Here is a 26,202-nt window from a genome sequence, read left to right on the forward strand (position 1 = left end):
CTCTGACCCACGCTAGCGCGCGAGCATGTCTGCGAAGCCCAGCGCCGCGATGCTGTCATGGGAGGTCTGCGGCGCGTCGCACCGTTCGGCCGTACAGATCGTCGTGCTCGACGAGCAGATATCCGCCGTGCTCACTTCGTCGGGAACCCGACAGCGGATGCCGCTCTCAGGTCGTGACGATATCGAACCACATATCGCTAAGGGACGCAACCGATTGCCGCAATCTTCCGGATCGAACGTCGGCAGCGGCATTGTCATCTGAGCGAAGCAGTGGCAATCGGTTGACAAAACGATCTCATAGGAGTCAAATGGAGAGACGATCCAGCAGTTCGCCTTTGTGAGCCGGCGCAGTCGCCGCGCTCGGATCACCGCGGGATGACCGCCACGGTGAGCGGTTCGCCTCGGGCTCGTAACGCGAGCCCGGCAGACTCTAGGCTGGAAGACGATCCCCGTGTACGGCAAGGAGCAGGCGTGTCCTCGAACGAGTCCTCAGCAACGACGAACATCTCGACCGACCGGGACGACCACCCCGGTGCGACGCAGATTCACGAGGGTGCTCCCGCGCCCCAGGACGTGGAGCGTCCTGCGCCCACTCCCACAGGGCCGGATGCGCCTGCTCAGGCCGCCGCCAACATCGGCGTCGTCGGACTCGCAGTGATGGGCTCGAATCTTGCTCGCAACCTCGCGAGCCGGGAGGGCAACACCGTCGCGATCTACAACCGCACCCCTGCCAAGACCGAGGAGCTCGTCGGCGCTCACCCGGAGGCCGGATTCGTCTCGACGGCGACGTACGAGGAGTTCGCGGCGTCGCTTGTGAAGCCGCGTGCGGCGATCATCATGGTCAAAGCCGGTGCCGGGACGGATGCCGTCATCGACGCGCTGGTGAACGTGTTCGAGCCGGGCGACATCATCGTCGACGGCGGCAACGCGCTGTTCACCGACACCATTCGGCGTGAGAAGGCGGTGCGCGCCACCGGCATCAACTACGTCGGCATGGGCGTCTCCGGCGGTGAAGAGGGCGCCCTGCTCGGGCCGTCGATCATGCCCGGCGGGTCGGACGAGTCGTGGGTGACCCTCGGGCCGATCCTGAAGTCCATCGCCGCTGTCGCCGAGGGTGAGCCGTGCGTGACGCACGTCGGTCACGATGGCGCCGGCCACTTCGTGAAGATGGTGCACAACGGCATCGAGTACGCCGACATGCAGCTCATCGCCGAGGCCTACGACCTCATCCGCCGCGGCACCGGAAGGACCCCCGCCGAGATCGCCGAGGTGTTCGCCGAATGGAACCGCGGTGAGCTCGAGTCCTACCTCATCGAGATCACCGCCGAGGTGCTGCGCCAGGTGGACGCCTCGACGGGCACGCCGCTCGTGGACATCATCCTCGACCAGGCCGGCGCCAAGGGCACCGGCGCCTGGACGGTGCAGACGGCCCTCGACCTCGGCGTGCCGGTCTCCGGCATCGCCGAGGCGACGTTCGCCCGGTCGCTGTCGAGCCACCCCGAGCAGCGCTCGGTGTCCCGCGACCTGCCCGGCCCGCAGGACGACCTCACGGTCGACGACGTGGATGCGTTCATCGAAGACGTGCGCCTGGCCCTGTTCGCGTCGAAGATCGTCGCGTACTCGCAGGGGTTCGACGAGATCCGCGCCGGCGCCGCTCAGTACGGCTGGTCGATCGACCTCGGCGCGGTTTCGAAGATCTGGCGCGGCGGCTGCATCATCCGCGCCCAGTTCCTCAACCGCATCGCCGACGCCTACGCCGAGACCCCCGACCTGCCGGTGCTGCTCACCGCCCCGTACTTCGTCGAAGCACTCGGCCGCGCCCAGGACGCCTGGCGCCGAATCGTCTCCACCGCGGCGACCGCAGGCCTCCCTTCGCCGGCGTTCTCGTCATCCCTCGCGTATTACGACGGCCTGCGCGCCGATCGCCTCCCGGCCGCCCTCATCCAGGGACAGCGCGACTTCTTCGGCGCCCACACCTACAAGCGAATCGACAAAGAAGGCACCTTCCACACGCTATGGTCAGGCGATCGCACCGAGATCGAAGCCGAAGACACCCACTGACCGCCGGCTTCTGAGTCCGTCGAACCACGCCTCCGCTCAGGCGGGGCGGACGTTGTGGTTGCGGCTGAAACGGTTCTGGGGATCCCACTCCCGCTTCACCAGGGCCAGGCGCGCCATCGTGGCGGGCGGATACATCCGCCCCGCCAGCGAAGCGTCTGTCGACGTGCTGAAGTTTCCGTAGAATCCCTGTCCGACGGCCTCGATCGCGTCCCAATCGGCTTGGATGCGGGGGCGAGTCTCGTCGTCGACGACTCCCGGGATGTCGAAGGCTCCTGCCATCACGAACCACGTAGCGTCTCGCGCGGGGAACGGCGTATCGTTCTGCGGCACGTCGCCGAACGCGCCGCCCAGTGAGCGCAGGAAGATCACCGACGCTTCATTGGCCTCGCGGAACGAGACGAGCCGGTCGATCGCGTCGTCGCTCAGGTCTCGCACCAGGGTGTTGCCGCCGACGAACCCGGGCATCTGCTGTTCGGGATCGGACGCCGGCATCTCCATCAGGATGTCGGGATACGCCTGCGCCGTGATCGAGGACTCTGTCACGGCATCGAGCGCCAGCATGGGAGCGAGCGCGGCTCGGGCCGCCGACTCGTCGTCGCCGATCCAGCAGGCCGTGATCGTCGCGCCCGCGGGCGCACTCGGATCCATCGGCGGTACGTGCATGTACGTGACCGTGAGTTCGCGCGGCGCGTCGCGCATGGAGTCGCGCAGCACCCCCAGAATCGGGCGTGCGTCACCCGCGACATCCAGGGTCGAGAAGACGACGGACGACAGCGCGTGGGCTCGAAAGTCGAACCGCGTGACGGCCCCGAAATTGCCGCCGCCGCCCCGAAGTGCCCAGAGCAGCTCAGGATGGGACCGGTCGTTCGCCTCGACGACATCGCCCGACGCGGTCACGAGCTCGACGCCGACGAGTTGGTCGGCCGCGAGACCCCAGGATCGCACCATCCAACCGATCCCGCCACCGAGGGTGAGACCGCCGACCCCCACGGATGCGGTGTCGCCCGAGCTCAGGCCGAGCCCGTGATCGGCGAGGGCACGCGCGACGTCGCCCCACACCGCGCCGCCGCCGACACGCACCAGCGTGCCGTCGACGTCGATGCTGTTCAGGGCGGACAGGTCCAGTGCGAGTCCGCCAGGCAGGGCGCCCCACGCACTGTGGCCGCCGCCGCGCACCATGACATCCAGCCCTCGGGCGGTGGCATAGCGGAGTGCGCCGCTCACGTCGTCGACGCTCGTCGCGCGGACGACGACGTCGGGTTGTCCGATGCCGGAGTGGAACGTGCGAGCTGCGTCCCACTCGGCGTCACCGGGTGCGACCACGCCGCTGGGAATGAGGCCTTTCAAGGTCGAAGCAGTCATGCGGTCAAAATAGTGACCGCCTCCGACACCGCGCTACAGCCAGCCTCTGCTCTTGAACACCCGATACAGCGTGAAGCTGGTGGCCGCCATGAGCCCCACGGCCATCGGATACCCGAACACCCAATGCAGCTCGGGCATGTACTCGAAGTTCATGCCGTAGATCGTGCCGACGAGGGTCGGCGCGAACAGGATGGCCGCCCATGCCGACACCTTCTTGACCTGATCGTTCTGCTCGATTCCGAACTCCGCCATCCGGCGCATCGCCTCGTTGTTCTCCTGATCGACCATCGTGGCGTGCACGGTGAGCGCGCTGTCCAGGGTCACCCGGAAGGTGTCGACCTGCTCCACGATCTGCCGGGCATGGTCATCGACATCGCGGAACGCCGGCGCCTCCTGCGCCCCGGTGACCTCCATGACGATCTTCTGGAGGCGGTCGAACATCGACACGAGCGGTGCGGTCGCATGCTGCAGGTCGATCACTTCGCGCTGCAGTCCGAAGATGCGCTTGGACACCGCCGGGTCTCCTGAGAACAGTTCGTCCTCGATCTCGTCGATGTCGTTCTCAACGCCGGCGACGACCGGACGATACTGGTCGACGATGTCGTCGCAGACCGCCCACACCACCGCGTACGGTCCGAGTGCCAGGACCTCGGGACGAGCCTCGAGGGTATGCCGCACGGCCGCGAGGTCCGGGTTCTCGGCGTGGCGCACCGTGATCACGTAGCCCGGTCCCACGAAGACGTGCACCTCGCCGAACTCGACCGTCTCGGTGTCGTCGATGTAGCGTGCGGGCTGCAGCACCAGGAAGGTCATATCGCCGTAGCGCTCGAGCTTCGCTCGCTGGTGACCCTTGAGCGTGTCCTCGACTGCCAGCGGGTGCAGATCGAGCACCTCCGCGATCGCGTGCATCTCTTCCGCATCCGGGCGATACAGGCCGACCCACGCCATGCCGCCGAACGCCCGGGCCTCATGGAGCACCTCGGTCGCCGTGCCACTCAGGATTCTGCGACCGTTGCGGTACACGGCGGCGTCGACAAGAGTCATGAGCCCCACCCTAGGTCAGCTCACCCGGGCTAGTGTCGAACGGTGACGAGTCGCAGCATCCTCTATATCGGCGGTACCGGGACCATCAGCGCAGCGTGCGTGCGAAGGTCGCTCGAGCGGGGAGACGAGGTCACCGTCCTCAATCGCGGATCCGCCCGCAGACCCCTCCCGGACGGCGTTCGCGAGATCGTCGCGGACGTCCGGGATGCCGCGGCGGTGCGCGCCGCGGTCGGCGATGCCGACTTCGACGTCGTCGCGGAGTTCCTGGCGTTCACGCCCGATCAGGTGCAGCAGGATCTCGACGTCTTCGAGGGCGAGACCGGGCAATACGTGTTCATCAGCTCGGCATCCGCTTATCAGAAGCCGCCCCGCCGGCTGCCGGTCACCGAGTCCACTCCGCTGCGCAACCCGTTCTGGCAGTACTCCCGCGACAAGATCGCCTGCGAGGACCTGCTCGTCGCCGCCTATCGCGAGCGCGGACTGCCGGTGACGATCATCCGCCCCTCGCACACCTACGACGAGCGGATGATCCCCACCCTGGGCGACTGGACCGACATCGCTCGCCTGCGATCCGGCCGCCCCGTCGTCATCCACGGCGACGGCACGAGCCTGTGGACGATCACCCACGCAGACGACTTCGCCGTCGCGTTCGCCGGACTGCTCGGCAACCCGGCCGCGATCGGCGACGCGTTCACCATCACCGGCTCGCACGCCCCGAGCTGGAATCAGATCTACGGCTGGCTGGCGGATGCCGCGGGCGTCTCGGATCCGGACTTCGTGCACGTCTCATCCGACGCGATCTCCGCTTTCGCACCCGACCTCGGTCCGACGCTCATCGGTGACAAGGCGCATTCGGTGGTATTCGACAACAGCAAGGTGGCGGCCCTCGTGCCCGAGTTCCGCACCACGATCACGTTCGACGAGGGCGCGCGACGCATCATCCAGCACTATGACGCGCACCCCGACGAGCAGCGGGTGGACGCGGCGAAGGATGAGGTTTTCGACCGCATCACCGCGTACGCCCGCTCCGCTGGATGACGATCTGAGCCGGCTGACCGTCCTGACTCGGGTCTCGGTCAGGACGGTGAGCCGGTCGCGACCTAGCGGTGTGACCGGTGGAAGTTGTGGGCGAGCACCCACATCGATACGCGCTTGCTGATGCCGACCCCGTCCTCCACGGCAGAGCGGAAGTGGATGCCGCCCCAGATGCGGGCGTTGCCGACCTCGTACGTCAGATCACCTGGCTGCGCGAACGTACGATCACCGAGCCCGGTCAGGCTGGGAATCGTGAGGTTGATCCGCGTTGTGTGCAGGAACCTGGCGATCACCCACCCCGCGGTGGGCGTGATGCACGAGTGGGCACTCGGATACTCCGGGTGGTTCGGTGTCGCCGGGAGGAGCGTGGACCACAACGGATCGCCTGCCGTCCTGGCATTGCCGTCGGTGTCGCCGGCTCGGATCGCGGTGATCGGCCGCCAGAACGCGTAGTGATATTTGGCGTCGAAGCAGGCGATGAGCGCGTCCGCGTACGTCACCGAGATCATCGCCATGAAGCGGGCCGCGTCGACGACGTCGAGCTGGTGGTCGAGCACGAACTTGCGCCACGCGCCATGCGCCTGCTGGACCGGCGCCTCTCCCCAGAACCTGGCAGCCAGCGTCTGGTCGGCGGTCCGCGTCGTGCTGGTGCTCGAGCCGATCAGCTTGACCTCGCTGTATTCGCGAGCCCACTCCCGGCTCCCGAGGTGAGGTGGGCCCTTCGGCCGGAACTGGTCGGGCGAGCGAAGCGCGAACGGCTCCATGAGCCCGAGGTACGGGCCGATCAGTGGGGTCGCCGATGTCGGGAGGAAGACTCCCGGAATGGGCGGGTCCGGCGGCGTATACGTGACCGCGGCCCGGAAACCGTCGTTCGCGCGCACGGCGATCACTTTTCCCGCCACTTCGGTGCCGATCGCCACGCCGTCGCTCTCCGCTCTCCCGTCCGGGATCGCCTCGAGTGCCGCGGTGTAGGCGGGCTCGACGATCGACGCTGACTGTGCCGGCAGGTAGTGGACGAGGATGCCGCGCGCCGCCGCCGCCACCGCCGCCTCCGCCGAGGCGCCGTCGGGCGCGTCGGCAGCCACGAGGAACGGGTCGTACCCGCCCTTGACTGCCATCACCGAGTCGTAGACCGCGATCGCCATGTACGCGAAGATCGTGTGTCCTTCGGCAGGCGACAGGGCAGCGGCCGTGAATGCCTGCGTGCCGACGGCATCCCAACTCGCGACCGATGCATCCGGCGGGCCCGTCTCGCCGTGCCCGTGGCCGCCGCCGGCGGTGGCCGGACCACCCGGCCCGACCACATACATCGTCACGAGCAGAGGAGCGAGCAGCCAGGCCATCCGCGAAGTCGTTGATCTCATGTCATCTCCCTGCGTCATCGGGCTGGTGCCCGTTGGTGAGATGACCGTTCTGCCACGCGCCGATATCAGCGCGATATCAACCGGTTATCGGCAGAGGGATCACGCGGCCGCCGATCAGCGGGTGATATCGCGCCCTGCCGTGATGTCGCGCACCTGTCCGCGGTCGATGCGCAGGCGCCGGCGCGCCCGGCGAGCGACCGCCGAGTCGTGCGTGACGACGATGAGCGTCAGCCCCTCGGCGCATAGCGACTCGAGCACGGCGAGGATCTCGTCGCGCATACTCTCATCGAGGTTTCCGGTGGGTTCGTCGGCGAGGAGCACCCGAGGCCTCTTGACGATCGCGCGAGCGATCGCGACGCGCTGCTGCTGACCGCCCGACAGCTCTCCGGGTCGGTGATCGGCCCGGTCGGCGAGTCCGACGTGCTCGAGGGCCGCCGCAACCTGCGCCGCACGATCCGCCTTCGGGATGCCGAGCGGCTCGAGTGCCATATCGACGTTCTCGGCTGCGCTGAGGGTCGGGATCAGATTGAACCCCTGGAAGACGAAGCCGATCTCGCGCGCACGCACGTGCCCGAGCTGGGCGCTCGTCGCGCCGGCGAGGTCGACATCCCCCAGCAGGACCGAGCCGGAGGTGGGCCGGTCGAGCGCGCCGAGCAGCTGCAGCAGCGTGGACTTGCCCCCGCCGGTGGGGCCCTGGATCGTCACGAAGTCGCCGGCGGCGATCTCGAGGTCCACCCCCGCAAGCGCCTTCACCACCCTGTCCTTCTGCCGGTAGGTCCGCGTGACGTCGGTCAGGCGGTAGAGCGGAGCGGATGCGGCATCCGCTGGGTTCGTGGTTGCGATCTCGGTCATGGTCATGGTGGTCTCTCCTGTCGAGTGGGTCGGGTCGGACGGTTCCGCGGGTTCGTTCAGGTCTGACATGGCCCGGTCACCCGACCGACCTCAGTGCCTCGGCGGGGCTCAGCCGCGCGGCGCGCCATCCGCCGAACGCGCCGGCGAGCAGTCCACCCAGGAGCGCGAGACCCACGGCCGCGACGATGACCCAGAGCGTCACCGGAGCCGACAGCACGATGTCGGTCGCGCCCTGTGAGAGGGCCCCCGCGAACGAGGGACCGCCGCCACCCCCTGGCCCACCCGCTCCGCCGGGACCACCGGTGATGGCCTGCGGGGCCGTCGAGATCGTGGGCGAGATGATGTTGATGAGTGCGATGCCGATGAAGCCCAGCGCAAGGCCGGCGACGCCGCCGATGAGGCTCTGGACGACCGACTCCCCCGCGACCTGGCCGACGACGCGACGGTTGGACCAGCCGATCGCCTTGAGCGTGCCGAACTCGCGGGTGCGGCGCGAGACGCCCGAGATCGTGAACAGCACGGCGAGCGCGAGTGCCACCCCGAGCACGATGAGCGACAGCCAGGTACCGAGGCTGGTGATGAGCGACGATGCGCTGGAGAGCGATCCCGAAACGGTGGATGCGAGGTCGGACTGCGAGCTCACCGTGGCGTCCGGCAGCTCCTCCTGGAGCGCCGTCTGTACGGCCGCGATCGCGTCCGAGGACTCTGCCTGCACGTAGACGGTCGAGACCACGTCACCGGCGCCCGAGAGGGTCTGCGCGACATCCAGCGGAATGTAGACGTTCGCTGCCGTGTCGGCGTCGCTCGAGGATGACGCGACGATCCCGACGACCTCCATCTCCTGCCCGCCCACGTCGATGGTGTCGCCCACCGCCAGGTCGGCGGTCGCGGCGTACGTCGCATCGAGCACCGCGACGCTTGCACCTTCATCGTCGGCGTCGAGGGCCCGGCCGTCGCTGAGCGTGACGGCCGAGAGCGGTCCGACCGCGGTCGACGCCCCGTCGATCCCGAGGACGCTGAACGAGTCGACGTCGAACGATCCACCGGCGAAGCCGCCGCCGCCGTCCTGGGGCGGCGCGCCCTGGGTGTCCGTGCCGGCGTCGGTGCCGCCATCCGGCCGCTGCGGCAGCTCGCCGGAGAAGGTCATGTTCGTGAGGCTCAATGCCCCCGCGGCGGCGGAGACCCCGTCGACGCCCGTGACGGTGCTGACCGTGGACGCGTCGAGCGTCGCGCGCATCGGCTCGGTCACGAGCCGCGACTGACTCAGGTTGGTCGTGCCGTCATCGCCGGTCTGACCGCCATCCTGATCGAACTGGAAGGACGGTCCGCCGCCTTCGCCGGGTTCTGCCATCGCGCCGGTGACGGTCAGATCGGTGCCCACTCCGTACACCGACTCGAGTGCCTGCGCCTGTGCGTCCCGCACACCCGCGGCCAGCGAGTTGACGATCATCACGAGGGCGATGGCTATTGCAAGGCCGGTCGCGACGATGATCGTCTGCTTCTTGCGGCCGACGAGTTCACGCCGCAGATATGTGCCGTACATGGGTCTCCTCCCGGCGGGCCACATGCCCTGCCGTCGCACCGAAGCTAGAAGCGGCGCCGATGCGCTGAGCCAGCACGAGCTATGAGGGAGTTATGAGCCTCAGCGCAGACTCACAGCAGACGGATAGCGTGCTCCATAGGAAGCACATAGGAACGCGCGCACAATGGAGTCATGACAAGCGCTGCTCCTGCACTCCTCCGGCCCGACGGCTCCGCTCTGCGTGTGCTGGTGGTCGACGACGAGCAGATGCTCACCGACCTGCTCTCGATGGCCCTTCGGATGGAGGGGTGGGACGTCCGCACCGCGGGCTCCGGCTTCCAGGCGCTGCAGACGGCCCGCGAGTTCGGCCCCGACGCGATGGTGCTGGACATCATGATGCCCGACCTCGACGGCATGGCGGTGTTGCAGCGCCTGCGGCAGTCGGGCGACGACGTACCCGTGCTGTTCCTCACCGCGAAGGATGCCGTGAGCGACCGCGTCGCGGGGCTCACCGCCGGCGGCGACGACTACGTGACCAAGCCCTTCAGCCTCGAAGAGGTGGTCGCTCGCCTCCGCGGACTCATGCGCCGGGCGGGCACCGCGCACACCAGCGGAGCCGAGCCCATTCTGCGGGTCGCGGACCTGACCCTCAACGAAGACAGCCACGAGGTCGAGCGGGCCGGCGACGAGATCGAGCTGACCGCCACCGAGTTCGAGCTGTTGCGGTATCTCATGCGCAACCAGCGCCGCGTGGTCTCCAAGGCGCAGATCCTCGACCGCGTCTGGAACTACGACTTCGGCGGGCGCTCCAGTGTCGTCGAGCTCTACATCTCGTACCTGCGCAAGAAGATCGACGCGGGCCGCGAGCCCCTCATCCACACCGTTCGCGGTGTCGGCTACATGATCAAGACGCCACAGTGACCGCGACCGAGATCCATGAATCCGCCGACGCCGAGCCGGCGGTCAACGGCGGTGCGAAGGATGCCGCCGCGAAGACGGCGGGCAAAGCGCCATCGCGCCGGCGGCGACCCTGGACGCTGCAGCGTCGCCTGATCGTCACGGTGGTCGGGACGACATCGCTCATCATGGTGCTCGTCGCCGTCGCGACGAGCGTCATCCTGGGCTCGGTGCTCGAAGGTCAGCTGGATGCGCAGCTCAATGCCATGAAGAGCCGCTCGGAGGCTCTTCGGCCCTTCATCACGAACCGATTGAGTGCGGAGGAGATCCTGCAGGAGCAGCCTTTGCCCGCCGGGACCCTGCTGGCGATCCAGACTCCGCCAGCGGCACCGAGCGGAGCAGTGATGACCAGCGACGGTGAGGTCGTCGCACTCACCAGCACCCAGATTCAGCAGCTCGCAGAGGGCCTCCGGGCCGAAGGTCCGCTCGTCGTCACGATCGAAGACGTCGGCACCTATCGCATCGAGGCGTACCGCTCCGGTCCGTCCGTGATCGTCGTCGGAGTGTCGCGGGCGGATGTCGCGACGACGTTCACCCAGATGCTGACGACGATCGTGCTGCTCACCATCGGCGGACTGCTGCTGCTCGCCGCCGTCACGGCGTGGACCATCCGCGCCGGCCTCGCACCGCTGCGCTCGGTCGCGGACACGGCGGCGCGAGTGTCGAAGCTGCGACTCGACCAGGGCGAGGTGTCGATCTCGGAGCGCGTGCCTGCACGCGAGTCAGACCCTCGAACGGAGGTCGGGCGCGTCGGTGAGGCGCTCAACACACTGCTCGACCACGTCGACGAGTCCCTCGACGCCCGTCAGCGCAACGAAGAGCGGATGCGGCGCTTCGTCGCGGACGCGAGCCACGAGCTGCGGACGCCGCTCGCGTCGATCCGCGGCTACTCGGAGCTCTCGCTGCGCGCTCTCGCGCAGAGCCACGATCCCCTGACCCTCGAGACGACCGAGTCGTCGCTCGACCGCATCCAGGCCCAGTCGCTGCGGATGACGACGCTGGTGGAGGACCTGCTGCTGCTCGCACGACTCGATGAAGGCCAAGAGCTCATCTACGGCTCGGTCGATGTGTCGCGGCTCGCCATCGAGGCCGTCGGCGACGCACGGCCCGTGGGGCCGGATCACAACTGGGTGATCGACGTCGGCGAAGAACCTGTCATGATCGCCGGCGATGCCGGCCGCCTGCACCAGGTGGCGGCGAACCTGCTCGCGAACGCGCGGACGCACACCCCCGCGGGCACGACCGTGACCGTGACGGTGTCGGTCGAGGGGACGGATGCCGTGCTCAGCGTCCACGACGACGGGCCGGGCATCGACCCCGCGATCTCGGCGGAGCTGTTCGAGCGCTTCTCGCGCGCCGACCGTTCCCGCGCCCGCCAGACGGGCGGAACGGGGCTCGGGCTGTCGATCGTGCGGGCGATCGTGGAGGCGCACGCCGGCTCGATCACCGTGCACAGCGCCCCCGGCGACACGACGTTCGAGGTCCGGCTGCCGACGCGGTCGGTCGCGACGACCTGACGCCCCAGCCCCCGACCCCCTCTCCCGGTTACGGACGCGACACGCCGTTGCCCGCACGCGCGACGCGGCGTGTCGCGTCCGTAACCGTGCGGGGATGGGCGGCGCAGCGGGGGGTCAGTAGCCGCTGAAGGCGTCCGTCGTGATGGACCTAGCCTGTTCGAGTGCGGGTGCGAGGTCGGCGATGAGCGCGGCCGGCCCTGAGATGTACGCGTGCCGCGCGGCGATGTCGGGCACGACGCGCAGCAGTCCCTCGGCGTCGAGGCGCACGCCGCGCGCCCACAGCCAGCGCTGCGGGAGTCGGGCGGGCTGGTCCCGGGTGAACACGACGACGGGCACGCCCGAGGCCTCGAGTTCGTCGCGGAAGGACAGCTCCGACGCCTCGGAGGCCACGTAGACGAGCACGACGTCACGATCCTCCCCGGCGAGCCGCGCCTGGCGCAGCTGCGACACGAACGGCGTGATGCCGATTCCCGCGGCGACCATCAGCACCGGGGCTTCGACGCGCTTGGGCAGCACGAAGTCGCCCCACACCCCGGTGACCGCGAGCTCCGATCCGGTCGACACCTCGGCGAGCGCCCGCTTGTACGAGCTCTGCGACGCGCCGGCCGGACCCTCGCGGAAGGCCACGCGCAGCAGCGGCAGATCCTTCGGCGCGGACGCGATGCTGAACTCCCGCCGCGTACCGCGGGCATCCGGATGCCGGTGCGGCACCTCGAGCTCGAGGTACTGGCCGGGAACGAAGAAGAGCCGGCTGTGCGCCCGGAACGTGAGCTCACGGACCGTCGGCGTGAGGTCGGCGCGGGACTCGAGCGTGAGACGCACCGCCGTCCGCAACGCGAAGGCGAAGGCCACGGCGTTGCCGATGAGGAGTGCGCGCTCCTGACCCAGGCTGATCGCCCCGAGGTCGATCGGCCAGCCCGCGAGGACGCCGACGACCGCTGCGACGGTGAACTGCTGCCAGCGCCGCGGCGGCTGGGTCAGCGGCTCGGACAGCATGAACGCGCCGAGGAAGAGGAACGGCGAAGACCAGAGGACCGCCCACAGGATCTGCAGCGAGTCGACCTCGAGCCCCGCCGACTGATACTGCGCGGAGGTGCGGAGCACCCCGACCGCGACCGCGCTCACCAGGAACACGCCGACCATGCGGAGCTTCTCGGTGCGCCAGAGCACGGCGACGCCGAGGATGATCACGGGTGCGGCGAGTGCCGGGGTGCCGACCCACCACGACGACGAGCCCAGCGCCGGCACCGCGACGCTCAAGAGCGTGAGCGCCGTCGCACCTATCGCCGCCGGGTTGAAGATGTGACGGCCCTGCCACGCGAGCACGTACTTCGAGAGCGAAGCGACCGCGGCCGCGATGGCGATGCCGCCGAGTGCCACCGGATCCAGTGACGGCCGCAGCACGAAGAGCAGGATCTGCGCCGTGATGAGCGAGGACTCGATGCGCCAGGGCAGGTGCAGGATGCTCTGGGCCGCGGCATCCACCCCCACGCAGACGATCGCGAGCACCGCGGCCGTCACCACGAGTTCGAGCCACGTCGGCGACACCAGCTCGAAGAACGAGAGGATGAGCGCGATCCCGGCGAGTGCCGCGAGCGCCAAGAACGCGAGGCGGTACATCGAGACCTTGCCGAGCACGGCGAAGACCCGGTTCCAGATCGAGGTGAGGGTTCCGAGCACGGTCAGCGCCTCCGCAGATCTGTCACTGCTCCACGCTACCGGTCCGCACGAACAGGTCGGCGCGGCAGCCGGGCGACCACTCGACCACGCCGTCCGTCGTCATCCGCACCCACTCGATTCCCCACTCGTGTGCCAGCCGTGGCCCGCCGTCGAAGAAGAGAGCGGTCGCGAGCGCATCGGCGCGCATGGCGGTGTCGGCGACCGCCCACGTGGCCGCGATCGTCCGCACCGGCAGCCCGGTGCGCGCGTCGAGCACGTGGTGCAGGCCGTCACCCCATGCGCGGCGGTTCGTCGCTGAGGCGCACAGCGCCGCATCCGTCACCTCCCATACGCCGATCACGCGACGTGCATCGAACGGATGCTCGAGCCCGATGCGCTGCGATGCTCCGCGCATCGCGACGTCTCCGCTGGCATCCACCACGATGTCTCCGACGTCGGAGGCGGCGACGATTTCCATGACCCTGTCGACGAGACGACCCTTGCCGAGGGCGCCGACGTCGATGGAGGCGGGCTGCGCGAGGCGCACGGTGCCGTGATCCCATTCGAGGATGCCGCGCCAGTCCGCCGGCGCCGGGATGGCCCCGTGATCGACCAGCGTGTGAGCGGCGTCATAGCCGAGGCTGGAGAGCGAGGCTCCGACGAGCGGATTGACGGCACCATCGGTCGCATCCGACAGCGCCGCATAGGCGTCGAGCAAGGCCGCCGCATCCGCAGGCGCGTCGACGGCGCCACCGCGTCGCGCGAGCTCGGAGACGAGTGAGTCGTCGCGGAACCGCGACCAGTCCTGATCGAACGCCGCGATGAGGTCCGTCACCGCGCGACGCGTCACGTCGGAGAGCGGATGCCGGGTCTCGATCTGCCACGGCGTGCCGATCGCGTCGAACGCCCACGTGGCTCCCGCCTCACGCATGGCGATCAGGCGGCCGCTTCGGCCTTGATCGTCTCGATCGCCTGGTTGAAGCCGCCGCTGGTGAGCGACGACCCCGCGACGCGGCTCACCGACACCGCGTCGAGATCCTCGCCGACGACGGCGGCCGCGATACCGCCGATGAACTTGCTCTGGTACTCCTCGGACTCGCGCTTCTGCGGGTTGCCCGAGACCTCGACGTCTGTGACGACATCGCCCTCGACGGTGACGGTCACCGAGATCGTCTCGACGGATTCCGGTGTCGCGTAAGAACCCTCCGCCGAGTACGTTCCGTCGGCGTACGCGGTGTCACCGGTCGACGCCGGCGAGTCCGAGTCGGTCGTGTCGGTCGAGCCGCCGGTGCCTGATGAACTGGTGTCAGGCTCGTCCGCCGATTCTGCGGCGGTGCCCGCGCAGCCGGCGAGTGCGAGTGCCCCGGCGATGCCGACGGCGGCAACGCCGACACGGAGTGAGCGGGGTGCGGCGGTGTGGATCATGGAGGTCCTCCTTCTGCGGTGCCTCGCATCGAGGTTCGTTTCACGCTAACGGCGGGTATCGGGCATCCGGCCGGTATTGACTATGAGTCGCCTATGAAGATGCAACCGCTCGGCAATGCCGCGCGGAAGCGAAACGCCTCTGGTCCTACGCGGCTCCATCGAACATGCTCGTGACCGAGCCGTCCTCGAAGACCTCGTGGATGGCGCGCGCGAGCAGCGGCGCGATCGGCAGGATCGTGAGGGTGGGGAACCGCTTGGCCGTCGGAATCGGAATCGTGTCGGTGACGACGACCTGGTCGATCGCGGCGCTCTGCAGCTTCTCGGACGCCGGATCACTGAAGATCGCGTGGGTCGCGGCGACGATCACCTTCTGCGCGCCGTTCTTCTTGAGCGCCTCGGCGGCCTTGACGATCGTGCCGCCGGTGTCGATCATGTCGTCGACGAGCAGGCAGACTCGCCCGTCGACCTGACCGACGATCTCGTTGACCGTGACCTGGTTGGCGACGTTCGGATCACGGCGCTTGTGGATGATCGCGAGCGGCGCACCGAGGCTGTCGGACCAGGTATCGGCGACCCGGACGCGACCGGTGTCGGGCGAGACGACGGTCAAGTGCGCACGGTCGTCGGCGGACAGCGTGCGCTCGAAGTACTCCAGCAGCACCGGCTTGGCGAACAGGTGATCGACCGGTCCGTCGAAGAAGCCCTGGATCTGGGCGGCGTGAAGGTCGACGCTCATGATCCGGTCGGCACCCGCGGTCTTCAGCAGGTCCGACACGAGACGGGCGCTGATCGGCTCGCGCCCGCGTCCCTTCTTGTCCTGACGCGAATAGGGGTAGTACGGCGCAACCACCGTGATCCGCTTCGCCGAGGCGCGCTTGGCCGCGTCGAGCATGATGAGGGTCTCCATCAGCCACTCGTTCACCGGCGGGCCGAAGCTCTGGATGAGGAAGAAGTCGCAGCCGCGGATCGACACCTCGAAACGGGTCAGGATTTCGCCCGATGCGAACGTCCGGTGCTCGGTGGGGACGAGTTCGGTGCCCAGCGAGTCCGCCACGTCCGATGCCAGCGTCGGATGCGAACGCCCGGCGGCGACGACGAGCCGCTTCTTCGTCTTGGCGACGATCCCGGGAGCGATGTCATGTTCCCGGTCGAGCTCAACCGTCTTCCTCTTGCGCGCCATCGTCCGCCTTCTGTGCGGACCGAGCCCTGGCTGCGACATCCGCCGCACCGGTTCCCGGTCTGTTGGTCTCGACCCATCCCTCGATATTGCGCTGAGGGGCCACACTGAGTGCCAGAGCACCGGCCGGCACATCCTTCCGGATGACCGCCCCTGCCCCGGTCTTCGCGCCGTCTCCCACCCTAACGGGCGCGACGAACACGTTGTGCGATCCGGTGTGGACCTCGTCGCCGATCTCGGTGCGGTGCTTGGCGATGTCGTCGTAGTTGGCCGTGATGGCACCGGCGCCGAGATTCACACCGGTGCCGATCGTGGTGTCGCCGATGTACGACAGGTGCGGGACTTTGCTGCGCTCACCGATCGTGGAGTTCTTCGTCTCGACGAACGTGCCGATCTTTCCCTTGTCACCGAGGTACGTGCCGGGGCGGAGGTAGGCGAACGGCCCTACGGTCGCACTTGCGCCGATCACGGCGAGCGTGGCATCCGCGCGCGTCACGGTCGCCCACTCCCCCACCTCGCAGTCGACGAGGCTCGTGTCGGGCCCGACGGTGGCGCCCTCGGCGATGACCGTGGCGCGCAGGATGTGGGTGTTCGGCAGCACCGTGACATCCGGCGCGAGTTTGGCGGTGACGTCGATCCAGGTCGTCGCCGGATCCAGGATCGTCACTCCTTCGAGCTGCCATCGGCGCACCGTACGCGCATTGAGCACGCGCGCCGCCTCGGACAGCTGCACCCGGTCGTTGACCCCGAGTGCCGTGGCGGCATCCGGCGCGCTCGAGACGGCGACCGTGAGCCCCGACGCGCGCAGCAGCGCGACGATGTCGGTGAGGTATTTCTCGCCCTGCGCGTTCGCGGTGCCGACGAGCGAGATGTGCGCTCGCAGGGCCGGCGCCTGGAACACGTACACGCCGGCGTTGATCTCCGAGACGGATGCCTCATCCGCCGTGGCATCCTTCTGCTCGACGATGCGCTGCACGGCGCCGTCGGCCGCGCGGATGACGCGGCCGTAGCCGGTCGCATCCGGGACGTCGGCGCTCAGGACCGTGGCCGCCGCGGCACCGTCGCGGTGTGCGCGCACCAGGTTCACGAGGGTGGCCTCTTCGAGCAGCGGCACATCGCCGCTCAGCACGAGCACATCGCCGTCGAAGCCGCCGAGCTCGTCGAGGGCCATCTCGACCGCCCTGCCGGTGCCGGGGGTCTCGTCCTGGTCGACCACGACGACGTCGGGCGCCGAGTCGAGCACCGCGGCGGCCACCTGGTCGCGTTCGTGGCGGACGACGACGACCACCCGCTCGGGCGAGAGCGCGTACGCGATGTCGAGGACATGGCCGACGAGCGGCCTCCCGCCGATGCGGTGCAGCACCTTGGGGATCGACGACTTCATGCGGGTGCCCTGACCGGCGGCCAGGACGATCACGGCGAGTCGGGTATCGACGATGTTCTCGGTCATGCTCCGCCGCCAGGATTCGAACCTGGGCCTAACAGCTCCAAAGGCTGTCGTGCTGCCGTTACACCACGGCGGACCGCGGCGCCCGAGAGCGGACGTCGCCCATCAAGTCTGCCAGCCCTTCGACTGGCTCAGGGACCGGAACCGGGGGCTCGGGGCCGGGCCCGGGACGACGGGTTCGGTGGCGGCAGGCTGGGAGGCGTGGCCCGGGACGACGGGTTCGATGGCGGCACCCGATAATGGGGGCATGGCGAAGGAGACGGACGAGGTCGATCGCATCGTCGAGGCGTGGATCGCGCAGCGCCCCGACCTCGACTTCTCGCCGCTCGAGGTCCTGTCGCGGGTCGATCGGCTTTCCCGCCACCTCGACAGGGCTCGCCGTGACGCGTTCCGGCGAAGCAACCTCGAACCATGGGAGTGGGATGTGCTGTCGGCACTCCGGCGCGCCGGCGAGCCGTTCCAGCTGAGCCCGAAGCAGCTCCTGCAGCAGACCCTCGTCTCGAGCGGCACGATGACCAACCGCATCGACCGGCTCGTGGACCGGCTGCTGGTGCGACGCGAGGCCGACCCCGGCGACGGGCGCAGCATCCTCGTCATCCTGACCGACGATGGAAAGACGAGGGTGGATGCCGCGATCACGCGGCTCGTGGATGCCGAGGCGATGCTGCTGGCCACCCTCGCCCGAGGCGACCGCGAGCGTCTCGCCGGGCTGCTGCGCAAACTGAGCCTCGGCTTCGACGCCTGACCCCTTCCGCCTCGTCGGTCATCCGAGCTGGTCGGTGAGCTCGAACCAGCGCGCCTCGACGTCGTCGCGCTCGCCTTCCAGGCCCGTGATGCGGGTCATCTCGGCCCCGATCCCGACGTAGTCCGCCTGATCGTGATCGGCGAGCGACGTGCGGGCGGCCGCGATCTGTCCCTCGAGCTTCTCGAGGCGGCGTTCCAGCGCACTCAGCTCCTTCTGCGCCGCACGCAGGTCGGAACCGCTGAGCCCCGGCGCGGCGGCCGGCGTCGCAGCGGCGGGGCCGGGTTTCGCGGGCGTATCGCGCTCGCGAGCGCGCAGTCGCAGATACTCGTCCACCCCGCCGGGGAGATGCCGCAGTCGCCCCGAAAGGATCGCGTACTGCTGATCGGTGACACGTTCGAGGAAGTACCGGTCGTGCGAGACCACGATGAGGGTTCCCGGCCACGAGTCGAGCAGGTCCTCCATCGCCGCGAGCATGTCGGTGTCGAGGTCGTTGGTCGGCTCGTCGAGGATCAGCACGTTCGGCTGCTCGAGCAGGATCAGCAGCAGCTGGAGGCGGCGCTTCTGCCCGCCCGAGAGGTCTTTCACGGGTGTCGACAGCTGGGCGCTGGCGAACCCCATCCGCTCCAGCAGCTGGCCCGGCGTCAATTCCTGCGCCTTCGATCCCGATCCGAACTCGTACGTCGTGCGCAGCCGTGAGATGACCACGCGAACCGGATCGTTCAGGTGGTCCTCGAGTTCGTCCAGCCGCTGGGTGAGCGTGGCGACGTTGACGGTCTTGCCGCGCTTGACCCTGCCGGCCGTCGGCGTGACGTCGCCCGAGACGAGCCCGAGCAGCGTCGACTTGCCGGCCCCGTTCACGCCGAGGATGCCGGTGCGCTCACCGGGAGCGATCCGCCACTCCACGTCGTGGAGCACCTCCTTCGGACCTGCGGGGCCTGTCGCAGGGTAGGTGACGGACGCGCCCAGCAGATCGACCACATCCTTGCCGAGCCGCGATACGGCGAGCGACTGCAGCGCGAGCTTGTCGCGGATCTCGGGCTCATCGGCGATGAGGGCATTGGCCGCGTCGATGCGGAACTTCGGCTTCGAGGTGCGGGCCGGCGGACCACGCCTGAGCCACGCGAGCTCTTTGCGGGCGAGGTTCTGCCGGCGGGCCTCGATCGCCGCGGACTGCCGGTCGCGCTCGACGCGCTGCAGGATGTACGCCGCGTAGCCTCCGTCGAACGGCTCCACCGTCCGGTCGTGCACCTCCCAGGTCTTCGTGCAGACCTCGTCGAGGAACCACCGGTCGTGGGTCACCACCAGAAGCGCTCCGGATGACGCCGACCAGCGGCGGCGCAAGTGGTCGGCGAGCCAGGCGATCGCCTCCACATCCAGATGGTTGGTCGGCTCGTCGAGGAAGAGCACGTCGTCGTCGCCCGAGAGCAGCGCCGCAAGCGCCACGCGCCGTCGCTGTCCGCCCGAAAGGTCGGCGATCGCGGCATCCCATGGGATCTCGGCCAGCAGACCGCCGATGACGTCGCGCGTGCGTGCATCACCCGCCCACTCGTGCTCGGTCCGCGTGCCGACGACGGCTTCGCCGACCGTGAGAGCGTCATCGAGGGTGTCGGTCTGGTCGAGAACGCCGACCCGCACACCACCCCGGAACGTGACACGACCGGAATCCGGCGCGAGGCGACCCGCGAGCATCGCCATCAGGCTCGACTTGCCGTCGCCGTTGCGACCCACGATGCCGATGCGGTCCCCCTCATCGACGCCGAGCGAGATGCCGTCGAACACGACCTTGGTGGGGAATTCCAAGTGCAGGCCCCCGGCCCCGAGAAGATGTGCCATGTCTGCTCCAGGCTAGGCCAGCGCATGGCATGCCCGCATCGGGCGGATCAGTACCAGACGCTCAGCCGGGGCACGGCGTGCCAGCCGAACACGCGCGCGGCGGCGGCCGCATCCGTCGACCGCACCCGCCCGGCCGCAGCCAGGGTCGCGAGCGACACCCCACCCAGGTATGCGGCCGAGAGCTCCTCGACGCCCAGCTGCACGCCGACGGCGCCATCAGGCGCATTTCCGGGCTCGGCAGCGGTGACGTGGCCATGGCCGCCGGCATCGACGGTCAGCACCCAGCTGCCGGCCGCGTAACCCAGCGCATCCTCGACGTCCAGCACCAGGGTTCCCGAGGCGGCGTATTCGCGCGCCTCGAGCGCCACGACGATGTCGAGGATGCGGACGTACTGGTGATCGCTCACCATGACGGTCGCCGCACGCTGATCCGAGATCATCCACCGCAGCGGCTCGTCGACCGACAGCTCGTGCGCGCGAACCTCTCCGATCAGGTCGAGCTCGAGGAAGAACCGCCACAGCGCCGCGTAGGCGTCATCCGTCTCGGCGAGGAGATACGACACCGACACGGTCGACTTCGTCCAGTCCTTCTCGTTCTCTCGCACCGAGTACACCGCGACACCGCGGACCTCGCCCGCTTCGTCGGCGTACTGGACCGCGCGGGTGCTGCCGGCGTCCTTGGCGTCGGGACGGGTGCCCGCGTACGAGTCCCAATGGCCGCCCGGCACGTCGATCTCGCCCGCAACCGACAGCCGCACCCGATCGTGGAGGGGCGCGATCAGCTCGCGCAGCCGCTCGCGCGGGATGAAGTCGACCCGGCCGCCCGGTCGCGGGCCGATCCAGTGCGCCCGCTTGACATCGATGTGCCACGACGCGCTCGCGGCTGCCGGAGCGAACCCGTAGCGGCCGTAAAGCTGCGACTCGCTCACGGTGAGCATCGCGATCGGCACGCCCGCCCTATCCGCAACCTTCAGTTCGCCCTCCAGCATCGCGCGGGCGATGCCACGGCGTCGGTGCGTCGGGGCGACGGTGACCGCCGAGATGGCGCACGAGGGGATGCCGGCGCCACCGGGCAGCGCGAGCTCGCCGATCCACGAGGCGATGGTCGCGACCGGAGCCTCGGGCATCGGGGCGGAGTCGTCGTAGATGCCCGTTGCGCGGCGATAGGCGCTGCGTTCCCGGACCGCCGTGCGCTGCTCATCGGAGCGCTCCGAGTCCAGGAACCCGCGCGCGACCACCTGCAGCCAATTGCCGAACGCGTCGGGATCCTCGATGGAGACCAGTCGCGGTTCGAGCCCGACCCCGGCCAGGCGGACGACGGTGCTGGGGTCTATGGCGGCTACCCGGAACGCGGCCGGGTCCACCCGCCGTGCCTCGACTCCCGCTGTGGAGCTCGTGTCTGTGTCAGTGCTCATCGATCAGTCCTTCTCATCACGATCGTTCTGTTTCTTCTCCGCCGGTCCCCCGCCTCGCGCCGGGACGGTCACATGCTCATCACACGTGCGCCCGCGACAGGCCCGTGGACGTGCAGCGCCGTCATCCCGGCGGCAGACAGCGTCACCTGCAGTTCGAGCGCGGACTCCGCGTCCGCGGTGAGGAAGGCGAGGGTCGGGCCGGACCCTGAGACCATCCCCACGAGTGCGCCCGAGTGGTCACCGAGTTCGAGGGCATCGCGCAGCTGCGGCCGGAGTGAGAGCGCGGCGGTCTGCAGGTCGTTGCGCACCCGTTCGGCGAGGGCGACCGGATCCCCCGCGCGCAGGGCCTGGAGCACACCCGGGTCGACTTCAGGCGTGCGTCTGACACCGATCTCCCTCGGTGCGGACCCGCCACCGCTCTGATCGCGAAGCCGATCGAGGTGCGCGTAGACCTCCGGCGTGGACAGCCCGGCATCCGTCGGAAGCAGCACCCAGTCGAAGCGTCCTTTCGCGAGGGCCGGGTTCAGCTGGTCGCCGCGACCGGTCCCGATCGCAGTGCCTCCCATGAGCGCGAAGGGCACGTCGGCGCCGAGGCGCGCGCCCAGACGATGCAGCTCGGCGGTGCCGACATCCGTTCCCCACAGGGCGTCGCAAGCGACCAGCGCCGCAGCGGCATCCGCTGATCCACCGCCCATTCCGCCGGCGACCGGCACGTACTTGTGGATGTCGAGGTGAACCCCGCCGGCATGGCCGGTCTTCTTGGCGAGCAGCCGCGCGGCGCGCAGGGCGAGATTGCGATCGTCCGCGGGGACGCCCGAGACGTCGACCGCTCCGGCGATCGACACCGTGAAGTCGTCGGAGGGCTCGGCCCACACATCCTCGTACAGCGACACCGCCTGGTAGGCCGACGCGACGTCGTGATAACCGTCGGCTTGAACGTCGCCGACCTCGAAGAAGAGATTCAGCTTGCCCGGCGCCCGCACGTGGACCCGATCGGCGACGAGATGGGTGGTCACAGCTTGGTCGACTCCGCCCAGAGATCGACGTCGATGTCGTCCGACAGCCCGTCGATGCGCTCCAGCTCCTCGACCGTGAACGCCGGGCCGTCGAGGGCCGCGAGGTTCTCGTCGAGCTGCTCGGGACGGGATGCGCCGATCAATGCCGACGCGACGACCGGGTCACGCAGCACCCACTGGATCGCGAACTGTGCGAGGGTCTGGCCACGCTCCTTCGCGATCACATCCAATCCGCGCAGCGTCGCCAGCCCCCTAGGGCTCAGCGATGCCTCGGGCAGCGACGAGCGCTGCTGGGCGCGCTCGGCCTTCCCGTCGCCGAGATACTTGGAGGTCAGCAGGCCCTGAGCAAGCGGTGTGAAGGCGATGGCTCCGATGCCCTCCTGCTTCATCACGCCGGTCAGCCCGTCCTCGATCCAGCGGTTGAGGATGGAGTACGACGGCTGGTGTATGACGAGCGGCGTGCCGAGGCTGCGCGCGATGGCGACGGCCACTGCGGTGCGCTCCGCGCTGTACGACGAGATGCCGACGTAGCGGGCCTTGCCCTGGCGTACCAGCGTGTCGAGGGCGCCGATCGTCTCCTCCAGCGGCGTCACCGGGTCTACGCGGTGCGAGTAGAAGATGTCGACGTCGTCCAGGCCCATCCGCTTCAGGGACTGGTCCGCGCTCGCCAGGATGTACTTGCGCGACGCGAGATCGCCGTACGGCCCCGGCCACATGTCCCATCCGGCCTTGGACGAGATGATGAGCTCGTCGCGATAGGGAGCGAAGTCCTCGCGCATCATCCGCCCGAAGTTCGTCTCGGCCGATCCGTACGGCGGGCCGTAGTTGTTCGCGAGGTCGAAATGGGTGATGCCCCGGTCGAACGCGTGGCGCAGGAGCGCACGCTGCCGATCGAACGGGATGTTGTCGCCGAAGTTCCACCACAGCCCCAACGAGATCGGCGGGAGGTAGAGGCCCGACGCCCCGACTTGGCGGTAGTCAGTTCCTGCGTAGCGGTCGTCGGCTGCTGTGTACGGGCGGTGGATGTCTCGCACATCCGGGCGGAACCGTGGCACGTCGCTCATGCACACAGGCTATCGATGGTGCCGCGCCCGCGCAGGGCCAGCTCGTGCCGGCGGATGCCGCGACAGTCCGGTCGGCGGTGTCAAGGATCGGGCGGGGAAATGTTTCCGAAACACCGTCTGCATAGTGTGTGCCACACCCGGAGCGCGCCCGGCAGCGCGCACACCTGAAGAAGGAACCCTATGGCGAACCTCTCCGCTCTGCCGCAGCAGGAGCACTCGTGGTCCGGCCTCATCGATCGCGACGACATCGTGTGGGATCGCGGCCTGCTGCATCTGGTGCACGACAGCCTCACGCCCGATCAGGCGCGCGTCGCCGACCTCCTGCTCGTCGCGGAGGCCCTGGAGCAAGCCGGCGTACCGGTCCTGCTGATCCGTCACGATCGCGCGGTGCCGGCGCTCGTTGCAGATCTGTCGCATGGGGCGGTCGCGTCTGCCGCCCTCGCCGCGCTCGGCGAGCGCGAGCCGCTGTATGTCAAAGCTCGGCGGCAGCCTCCGCAGCTCGCCGCGGAAGCGGATGCGCTCCCCGCGTCTCCGACCGCTCTCCGGGTCTACCGCCCACGCGTGGTGCGGGGCGGCGGCCTGCGCTACGGCTCCTCGCTGGCCGCCCGGCTGGAGTTCTGGCGGTTCGGCGAAGAGCTCGTCGAGGCGCCGAACGACAACGCGCTGATGCGGCGCGCGTCGCCGGTCCATGACCTGGCTTACGAAGAGGTCGAGCGCTTCGGCCGCACCTGGCGCACGATCTCGGGCATGTTCGACGCTCAGCCCGACGAGTTCACACACGACGTGGATCTGGTCTTCTCGTGGGTGGATGGCTCATCCACCGACTTCCAGAGGCAGCGCGCCGCCCACCTGGCGGAGTACGTCGTCGGCGAAGGCGATGACGGGCCCGCACGGTACCGCCACGTCGACGAGCTGCGCTACGCCCTGCGCAGCGTCTACATGTACGCGCCGTGGGTGCGCCGGATCTTCATCGCCACCGACTCCCCCGTGCCGGAGTGGCTGCGCGAGCATCCGAAGATCACCATCGTGCGCAGCGAGGAGTTCTTCGCCGACCCGACCGTGCTGCCGACGCACAACTCCCACGCGGTCGAGGCGCAGCTGCACCGCATCCCGGGTCTCGCCGAGCACTTCATCTACTCCAATGACGACATGTTCTTCGGACGCCTCGTCGAGCCCGAGCTGTTCTTCTCGGCGGCGGGCGTGTCGCAGTTCGTCGAGTGCGAGGTGCGCATCGGCGTCGGCGCTCCCGACAGCGCGCGGAGCGGACATGACAACGGCTTGCGGGTCAACCGCGAGCTCTTGCGCAAACGATTCGGCCGCACGATCCTCCGCGATCTCGAGCACTGCGCGACGCCCCTTCGGCGCAGCGTCATGAGCGAGCTGGAGCAGACCTTCGCGTCCGATTTCGCGCGCACCGCGGCATCCCGATTCCGGTCGGCGACGGACGTGTCGGTCACCAACAGCCTGTACCACTACTACGCGCTGATGACCGGACGGGCCGTCACGACCACGCGCCCGCAGGTGCGCTACGTGCAGACGACGCTCGTCGACTCGCCGCGGCGGATGGAGCGGCTCGCGGGCCGCACCGACATCGACATGTTCTGCCTCAACGACGGCGGGGCCGCCCAGATCCCGGAGGAAGTGCGCGTACGCGCGCTGCGCACCACGCTCGAGAGGATGTTCCCGGTGCGACCCCCGTGGGAGCGCGACGAGATCAGCGAAGCACGCCGATCGGCTCGGTCGGCGCATCCTTCGGGGCGGCACTGAGGTCGGCGATCCCCGCCGCTGCGATGCGACGCCGCGCCTCGACGGGTTCGATGAACTCGAGGGTGCGCGGGGCGTCGACGGGCACGACCGAGTGGACGATCGTGTGGTCGTACACGTGGACGAGGTTGAACGCCTGAGCGCCGTCCTGCGGGCGGGTGCCGCCGACGGGCACCGTGAGATCCTGCGCGTAGCAGGTCGATGAAGCGACCGAGACCGGGATGCCGGCGAAGGTGGCGAAGGTCGAGTAGTGCAGGTGGCCGGCGATGATCGCGCGCACGTCCGTGCCGCGGAGCACCCGCGCCAGACGGCCCTGATCGCGCAGCTCGACGGTCGAGGCGAGGGGAAGCACGCTCGGCACGGGAGGGTGATGCATCGCCAGGATCGTCCCCAGCGGCGCCGGGGTGGCGAGCACCTCCGCCAGCCAGGCGAGCTGCTCGTCCCGCAGTTCACCGTGGTGCAGACCGGGAACCGTCGAGTCCAGCGTCACGAGCCGCAGCCCGTCGAGCTCGTCGACGCGGTCCACCGGTCGCATGGGATCGCAGGAGTGATCGTCGAGCAGCCGGGACCGGAAAGCCGCCCTGTCGTCGTGGTTGCCCATCACCCAGAACACCCGAGTGCCGAGTCGGGCGGCGAACGGCTCCACGATCGCGCGCAGTTCGACGTAGGCGTCGGACTCGCCGAGATCGACCAGGTCACCCGTGAAGACGATCCCGTCCGGCACCGCACCGGATGCCTCGATCGCCTCGAGCGCGCTCTTCAGATGAGCCGTCGCATCCACGAGATCGAAGAGCCGCGATCCGGCCGCACGCAGGTGGGTGTCGCTCAGATGGAGCAGCGTGCGCTCGGGAGCGGGGTACTCGGCGTGGCGCATGCGTTCATCCCTTTGGCCGCAGTGGGTTGTGCTCGCGCCGATATGACCGAGCCCACCAAATGTTACAGG

The 26,202-nt window shown here is 69.0% G+C and carries 22 protein-coding genes and 1 tRNA gene; 7 read left to right on the top strand and 16 right to left on the bottom strand.

Annotated elements, in window-relative coordinates; all coding sequences use genetic code 11:
* Positions 1–25: 25 nt before the first annotated feature.
* Positions 26–262, top strand: coding sequence for a hypothetical protein (locus ABD188_RS15595; protein WP_344064285.1), 237 nt, complete (start codon positions 26–28; stop codon positions 260–262).
* 311 nt (positions 263–573) lie between these two features.
* On the top strand, positions 574–2,061 hold the full coding sequence (gndA, locus tag ABD188_RS15600; protein ID WP_344067169.1) for an NADP-dependent phosphogluconate dehydrogenase: 1,488 nt from the start codon (positions 574–576) through the stop codon (positions 2,059–2,061).
* Positions 2,062–2,097: 36 nt separating this feature from the next.
* Here the strand turns inward: gndA and ABD188_RS15605 are convergent, their stop codons facing one another.
* Together ABD188_RS15605 and ABD188_RS15610 are read right to left on the bottom strand one after the other, a co-directional pair.
* A complete protein-coding gene (locus ABD188_RS15605; protein ID WP_344064288.1) occupies positions 2,098–3,423 on the bottom strand; it encodes an FAD-binding oxidoreductase in 1,326 nt (441 codons plus the stop codon).
* A gap of 33 nt (positions 3,424–3,456) precedes the next feature.
* Positions 3,457–4,467: a magnesium and cobalt transport protein CorA gene (locus tag ABD188_RS15610; RefSeq protein WP_344064291.1), complete on the bottom strand. Its 1,011-nt coding sequence runs from the start codon at positions 4,465–4,467 to the stop codon at positions 3,457–3,459.
* A gap of 42 nt (positions 4,468–4,509) precedes the next feature.
* Here ABD188_RS15610 and ABD188_RS15615 point away from each other — a divergent pair, with 42 nt between their 5' ends.
* Positions 4,510–5,505 (top strand): NAD-dependent epimerase/dehydratase family protein, encoded by a 996-nt coding sequence (locus ABD188_RS15615; protein ID WP_344064295.1) that lies wholly within the window; start codon positions 4,510–4,512, stop codon positions 5,503–5,505.
* Between the two features lie 62 nt (positions 5,506–5,567).
* Here ABD188_RS15615 and ABD188_RS15620 read toward each other — a convergent pair whose 3' ends face one another.
* The 3 genes from ABD188_RS15620 to ABD188_RS15630 all read right to left on the bottom strand — a co-directional run bounded on the left by ABD188_RS15620 (position 5,568) and on the right by ABD188_RS15630 (position 9,261).
* Complete coding sequence (locus tag ABD188_RS15620) at positions 5,568–6,866, bottom strand: vanadium-dependent haloperoxidase (RefSeq protein ID WP_344064297.1); 1,299 nt, start codon at positions 6,864–6,866, stop codon at positions 5,568–5,570.
* Positions 6,867–6,980: 114 nt separating this feature from the next.
* Complete coding sequence (locus ABD188_RS15625; RefSeq protein WP_344064300.1) at positions 6,981–7,724, bottom strand: ABC transporter ATP-binding protein; 744 nt, start codon at positions 7,722–7,724, stop codon at positions 6,981–6,983.
* A gap of 70 nt (positions 7,725–7,794) precedes the next feature.
* The gene (locus ABD188_RS15630) at positions 7,795–9,261 is read right to left on the bottom strand and encodes an ABC transporter permease (RefSeq protein ID WP_344064302.1); all 1,467 of its coding nucleotides are present in this window, start codon (positions 9,259–9,261) and stop codon (positions 7,795–7,797) included.
* 171 nt (positions 9,262–9,432) lie between these two features.
* Here ABD188_RS15630 and ABD188_RS15635 point away from each other — a divergent pair, with 171 nt between their 5' ends.
* Together ABD188_RS15635 and ABD188_RS15640 are read left to right on the top strand one after the other, a co-directional pair.
* Positions 9,433–10,161 (top strand): response regulator transcription factor, encoded by a 729-nt coding sequence (locus ABD188_RS15635; protein ID WP_344064304.1) that lies wholly within the window; start codon positions 9,433–9,435, stop codon positions 10,159–10,161.
* Positions 10,162–10,325: 164 nt separating this feature from the next.
* Positions 10,326–11,714 (top strand): sensor histidine kinase, encoded by a 1,389-nt coding sequence (locus tag ABD188_RS15640; RefSeq protein ID WP_344067171.1) that lies wholly within the window; start codon positions 10,326–10,328, stop codon positions 11,712–11,714.
* 114 nt (positions 11,715–11,828) lie between these two features.
* On the opposite strand, the gene ABD188_RS15645 is transcribed toward ABD188_RS15640, so the two are convergent.
* The 6 genes from ABD188_RS15645 to ABD188_RS15670 all read right to left on the bottom strand — a co-directional run bounded on the left by ABD188_RS15645 (position 11,829) and on the right by ABD188_RS15670 (position 17,498).
* Entirely contained in the window at positions 11,829–13,394 is a 1,566-nt protein-coding gene (locus ABD188_RS15645; RefSeq protein WP_344064306.1) for an FAD-dependent oxidoreductase, read from the bottom strand.
* Positions 13,395–13,416: 22 nt separating this feature from the next.
* Complete coding sequence (locus ABD188_RS15650; RefSeq protein WP_344064308.1) at positions 13,417–14,304, bottom strand: FAD:protein FMN transferase; 888 nt, start codon at positions 14,302–14,304, stop codon at positions 13,417–13,419.
* Positions 14,305–14,309: 5 nt separating this feature from the next.
* Positions 14,310–14,798 (bottom strand): FMN-binding protein, encoded by a 489-nt coding sequence (locus tag ABD188_RS15655; protein WP_344064310.1) that lies wholly within the window; start codon positions 14,796–14,798, stop codon positions 14,310–14,312.
* A gap of 145 nt (positions 14,799–14,943) precedes the next feature.
* Positions 14,944–15,978: a ribose-phosphate diphosphokinase gene (locus tag ABD188_RS15660; protein ID WP_344064313.1), complete on the bottom strand. Its 1,035-nt coding sequence runs from the start codon at positions 15,976–15,978 to the stop codon at positions 14,944–14,946.
* On the bottom strand, positions 15,953–17,425 hold the full coding sequence (gene glmU / locus ABD188_RS15665; RefSeq protein WP_344064316.1) for a bifunctional UDP-N-acetylglucosamine diphosphorylase/glucosamine-1-phosphate N-acetyltransferase GlmU: 1,473 nt from the start codon (positions 17,423–17,425) through the stop codon (positions 15,953–15,955). The genes ABD188_RS15660 and glmU overlap by 26 nt, the downstream gene beginning before the upstream one ends.
* Position 17,426: 1 nt before the next feature.
* Positions 17,427–17,498: transfer RNA gene (locus tag ABD188_RS15670), tRNA-Gln, on the bottom strand.
* 171 nt (positions 17,499–17,669) lie between these two features.
* On the opposite strand from ABD188_RS15670, the gene ABD188_RS15675 reads away from it, so the two are divergent.
* The gene (locus ABD188_RS15675) at positions 17,670–18,167 is read left to right on the top strand and encodes a MarR family winged helix-turn-helix transcriptional regulator (RefSeq protein WP_344064319.1); all 498 of its coding nucleotides are present in this window, start codon (positions 17,670–17,672) and stop codon (positions 18,165–18,167) included.
* A gap of 18 nt (positions 18,168–18,185) precedes the next feature.
* Here ABD188_RS15675 and ABD188_RS15680 read toward each other — a convergent pair whose 3' ends face one another.
* From ABD188_RS15680 to ABD188_RS15695, 4 genes are all read right to left on the bottom strand, one after another.
* Positions 18,186–20,000 (bottom strand): ABC-F family ATP-binding cassette domain-containing protein, encoded by a 1,815-nt coding sequence (locus ABD188_RS15680; protein WP_344064321.1) that lies wholly within the window; start codon positions 19,998–20,000, stop codon positions 18,186–18,188.
* Between the two features lie 47 nt (positions 20,001–20,047).
* Positions 20,048–21,415 (bottom strand): GNAT family N-acetyltransferase, encoded by a 1,368-nt coding sequence (locus ABD188_RS15685; protein WP_344064323.1) that lies wholly within the window; start codon positions 21,413–21,415, stop codon positions 20,048–20,050.
* Positions 21,416–21,483: 68 nt separating this feature from the next.
* Entirely contained in the window at positions 21,484–22,431 is a 948-nt protein-coding gene (locus ABD188_RS15690; protein WP_344064326.1) for a 4-(cytidine 5'-diphospho)-2-C-methyl-D-erythritol kinase, read from the bottom strand.
* Positions 22,428–23,495 carry an aldo/keto reductase gene (locus ABD188_RS15695; protein WP_344064329.1) on the bottom strand — a complete coding sequence of 356 codons (1,068 nt, stop codon included), beginning with the start codon at positions 23,493–23,495 and terminating at the stop codon, positions 22,428–22,430. Before ABD188_RS15695 ends, ABD188_RS15690 begins: the two co-directional genes overlap by 4 nt.
* A gap of 180 nt (positions 23,496–23,675) precedes the next feature.
* Here ABD188_RS15695 and ABD188_RS15700 point away from each other — a divergent pair, with 180 nt between their 5' ends.
* On the top strand, positions 23,676–25,262 hold the full coding sequence (locus tag ABD188_RS15700) for a stealth conserved region 3 domain-containing protein (RefSeq protein ID WP_344064331.1): 1,587 nt from the start codon (positions 23,676–23,678) through the stop codon (positions 25,260–25,262).
* On the opposite strand, the gene ABD188_RS15705 is transcribed toward ABD188_RS15700, so the two are convergent.
* The gene (locus tag ABD188_RS15705) at positions 25,210–26,133 is read right to left on the bottom strand and encodes a phosphodiesterase (RefSeq protein WP_344064333.1); all 924 of its coding nucleotides are present in this window, start codon (positions 26,131–26,133) and stop codon (positions 25,210–25,212) included. The genes ABD188_RS15700 and ABD188_RS15705 overlap by 53 nt on opposite strands.
* Positions 26,134–26,202: the final 69 nt, after the last annotated feature.

It is taken from the genome of Microbacterium pumilum (assembly GCF_039530225.1).
Lineage (GTDB): Bacteria > Actinomycetota > Actinomycetes > Actinomycetales > Microbacteriaceae > Microbacterium > Microbacterium pumilum.